Annotated in this window: 4 protein-coding genes; all 4 read right to left on the reverse strand. The window is 56.5% G+C overall.

What is annotated here, in order from left to right; genetic code table 11:
• On the reverse strand, positions 1-700 hold a 700-nt coding region (locus H0W47_RS18410; protein ID WP_296927034.1), incomplete at its 3' end, for a hemagglutinin repeat-containing protein.
• Between the two features lie 281 nt (positions 701-981).
• On the reverse strand, positions 982-1,344 hold the full coding sequence (locus H0W47_RS18415) for a hypothetical protein (RefSeq protein ID WP_296927036.1): 363 nt from the start codon (positions 1,342-1,344) through the stop codon (positions 982-984).
• A 345-nt stretch (positions 1,345-1,689) separates the two neighbouring features.
• On the reverse strand, positions 1,690-2,625 hold the full coding sequence (locus tag H0W47_RS18420; RefSeq protein WP_296927038.1) for a PoNi-like cognate immunity protein: 936 nt from the start codon (positions 2,623-2,625) through the stop codon (positions 1,690-1,692).
• A partial coding sequence (locus H0W47_RS18425) for a DUF637 domain-containing protein (protein ID WP_296927040.1) occupies positions 2,625-4,024 on the reverse strand: 1,400 nt, incomplete at its 5' end. The genes H0W47_RS18420 and H0W47_RS18425, both read right to left, overlap by 1 nt.

Here is a 4,024-nt window from a genome sequence, read left to right on the forward strand (position 1 = left end):
GGCTGTCCTGGGCGGCTGCGGCGATGAGGTTGTTGCCGGCGGCTACCGTTGCGTTGCCTCTGGCGATGATGCGGGTGCCTTCGAGCAGGGCGTCGTGTCCGGCAAAGACGCTGGCGCTGTCGCCCTTGATGGTGGTGACTTGGGCAGTGCTGACCGACTGGTGGTTTTTGATCTCGGTGCTGCCGGAGCTGAAGAAACTGCTGCCCTCGGCAAAGGAGGCGGTGGACATGTTGCGGGTGGCAGCTCCTGCCAGCAGGGTGATGTCGTTGCCGGCGTACAGGCCTGCTGCGCCTTGTTCGCTGGTGATGTCTGCGGCTTTGGCGGTCAGGTTGTTGCCGGCGATCAGGGTGACGTTGCCCTGGCCTGCGATGGTGGTGCCTACATCGCTGCTTTGGCCGAAGCGGATGTAGTTGCGCGGGTCCAGGGTGGCGTTGCTTTGTTCGCTCTGGTTGATGGCGCCCAGATGGATGTCGCGCCCGGCTGTGAGGGTGGTGCTGCCCGCAGGTTGCCCTGCTGCGGTGGGGGCGTCGTTGAGCAGCTGGGCGGCCAGGAGGTTGATGTCGCGCCCGGCGCTGGCCAGCAGGGTGCCGCCTGGGGCAGTCACGTACAGACCGGCTATGCGGTCTATGCCGGTGTATTGGTAGTTGCCCGCGCCGGCGGCGCTGGTGCTGAGCAGGGCGTCGCTGGCGACAAGGGTCATGGTGTCGGTGACTTCGCTACTAAAATAACTTTGGATATTCGCTTCCCAACGCACTATAAAAACAATAGCTAACTATTGCCGAATTTAAAGGGCGAGGTGCTGATTTCGTTCGGAATATGCATTCGGCATTTGAGGTATAAGTTTCTGTGAAACAGTCTTTGCGGTGGTCGCGACAAATCGGGCAGAGCTTGTGCCGTTCTAAGGCATGAAGAAGAGGCAGCGATTTGGGAAGCTGATGGTTTGGAAAAGAAGGCCTCTACGACAGGTTACTAGCGGCAGCCTCACGATTCCAACCAAGCCTTGGCGTGATACAACGACCGCGTACCTAACATGGGCGAAATACGCAACCACAAGCCTTCATTTCGATCCTTCTGAGTTGCAAGGGCCTCGATTAAACCTGTTGCTACAGCAGTCATTAATTGAATACTCTCGCCGGCCATTGCATCCTCTATTAAGCCAAACACGCGCTGGTTTACATCCGCGCTGGTGCCGTCAAAGTCTTTTGCAATTCGGTCTCCAATAGCTGCAAACAACGCCGTGACAGGAGGCTCGTTGGGAGAAAAGTACTCTACGGTCTCGCGATGGCTAACCTGCATACCCTCCGATAGTGCAACGATCTCGTTAACAAAATTTTGGCAACTCATATTCATTAGAGGCCCCTCAGTGCGTTGCTCATGTCCCGCATTATGTTTTCGGCCGCTGCACGATCTGCAGCACTTGCCGTAGGATTTTTTGCTAGCCATGTCTGTAACGAAGTAATCCCGTCTGCGGCCTTCTGTGAATGGAATGCACCGCCAACGGGCTGGCCAGTCGCCAACTCCACTCTCACCGCAGCAGCGGTACTACCACTACCTATGGTGGCATTCGGTCGGTACAGCTTCTCTACTATATTCGTCAACGCGGCATCTGAAGTAAAGGGCTTACCCATCGCAAGCTGACGACTCCGCTTGCAGGGAAAATCGAAAAACATATGACTTCACAGGGCCGGATCAATAAGGCCTCAGCTTGTTGACAATCACCCGTTTGAAAGCCTCCCAATTCGAAATTTGCTCAGGAGTGCCAACGGGCATCGGCTCAGGTGCATTGAGCGACTTCACCAGTTGCGCCGGCAACCGGCTTGCATTGGCAGGTGTGACCACGTTGCCGCGCAACAGGTCGCCAGGGTAGTGCGGGTGGCCGACGCACAGGCTGTCATCCAGACCGAATGCTTTGGCTGCTGCGACTGCTTCCAGGCACCAGAAACCGAAGTACCCGCCTTTCATTGGCGTGTGGTACCCATACCAGTAGGGGCGCCGGATCGGGTAGCCCTGGGCCTGCTTGCCTGATCTAGGCGCATTTTCGATTTCCACATACCAATGCTCGACGAATCTCTGAAGCAACTTGGCCTGTTTGTGCGCTGGCGCATCGATGGCTTCGAGTAGACGGGCGTAGGGTTTCGGATAGAGCAGTGACGGGCCGATCTTTCTGCCCGGCTGGCGAGTGGCGATGATGCGATCGAGCAAGGCGTCCTCGCCTTCGTTGTCGATCAAATCCAGCAGGTGAACCCATTGATCGTCGGAAACCTCAAGACACAATGCCAGCGCCACCAGCCAGAAACTGTCGTTGTAATGCTCGAAGTTGATGGCCCAGGTGTGGCGTTTGCGTTGCTGCTCGGGCGTCCAGACTGACTGACCCAGTTGCATAGATTCTTTCCAGAAGCGCAGCAACGGCTCAAAATACTGGGCGAGCTCGCCGGTTGAATCGCCTCGGGAATAGCGGCGGAGCATCAGCTTCATATACCTGAATGCGAGGTCGCGAACAAATTGCGGTTCATACGATGGATTTGCAGAAGGTTCCTCTCTTAGCTTGGAGAATTTTGCTATCGTCTCCGCCTCAAAAACAACCCACTCATTCCAGTATTCAATCGTTCCAATGGCGTCGCGCATCATTTCCGGCCACCCAACAGTTTGCTTGTTATGGTGGAATCAGCCTTTGCGATCTTCCCAGCAGAATCCACAATCCAAATTGAAGTGCCCCCCGCAGGATCGGTATGCACCACCCATTTTTCTATGCGCCCTTGCCTTAGCGCAACTTCAATTGCAGCCTGCTCAGTAGAATTTTTCCCTGCCGCATTAAAAAGTCTTTCATTACCCAACACCCAACCATCACTCATCTGCACGCCATCTGCCGTTGTTTTGAGTGCAGAACTCCCAAACTTGTACTCCACGATCACATAGTCTGCACTCGCGCTTGTGACCTTGTACAAATCGTCAATGCCCTGGCTACCGATTTCACCTAGACGTCCAAGACGGGTAGCTCCTGGCAGGGCATTTTGCACGGTGTTGGCCCCAAGCAATTCGCCGACGACACCCTTTTGCTGGCTCGAGAGTTTACTGAAATCCATCAGCGCTTTGCCATCTGCGCTGAATCCGCCAAAGCTGGCTGCCAAGCGCATGTCCGCAACCGCGCCGCCAATCAGCTTATAAGCCACAGTGCCGATCGGAATGGCCGCCGCCACCCCATTAAAAAACCTTTCAGCTCCTGAAAGATCAGTACCCGTCAGGCTCTGGCCACTAATGGCCTGATAAAGCGCGATCGGTGTGCCGTAGAAAGGCAACAAGGCTGCTACGGTTTCGGCTAGCTGTATGGTCTGCGCAGGAGTAAGTGAAGTTCTCTGGCTCACCTCAATCATCGTCGCGGCGAACTCCACTTGTCGAACCTGATTGTCGATTCGGTTGAAGTCTGCTTGTGTGCAGTTTGCGCCGCACAGTTCAGTCAGCCTCGCGTTTTCTGCTGCCACAGCCGCTTTGACTTTTGCATATGGACTGTGACTTGCGTAATTATTCGCAGCCGCATTGGCCCCAGCAGCACTGGCCAGGTTGATCTGCTCCGCATTGCCCCCAGCCACCGCAGCAGCAATAGCGCTGATCATTCCCGCAAATTGCGCTGTATCAGGGTGCCGTCCATAGGCCTCCGCCGCCATCTCTCCGACAGCAGCGCCAATGGCCCCTGCCGCGCAGCCTTCGCTGCCCGCTCTTGCCGCGCCCGCTGCGCAGCCAGCGAGCGCGTGCGCTATTTTGTTGGTAAAGGTATCCAGGTTTGCATCACCTATCCAGTTGGCCCCCTGCGCCGCAGCCGTATCAATGAAGGCAGTCGTCAGGTTGGCCTTCAGGCTGTCCTCCAGACTCCCCCCATTGATCGCTGTGCTGATCAATGCCTTGGCCACCCCGGCTTTGAGGTTCTGCCCAAGCTGGTCCATGAAGAACTGGGCACCACCGCTCGGGGTGGGCGTGCCGGTCGGTGTCAGATTCAGACCCGCAAGCACCCCGCCCGTCACCATGGCCG

Source organism: Polaromonas sp. (genome assembly GCF_013817205.1).
Lineage (GTDB): Bacteria > Pseudomonadota > Gammaproteobacteria > Burkholderiales > Burkholderiaceae_C > Polaromonas.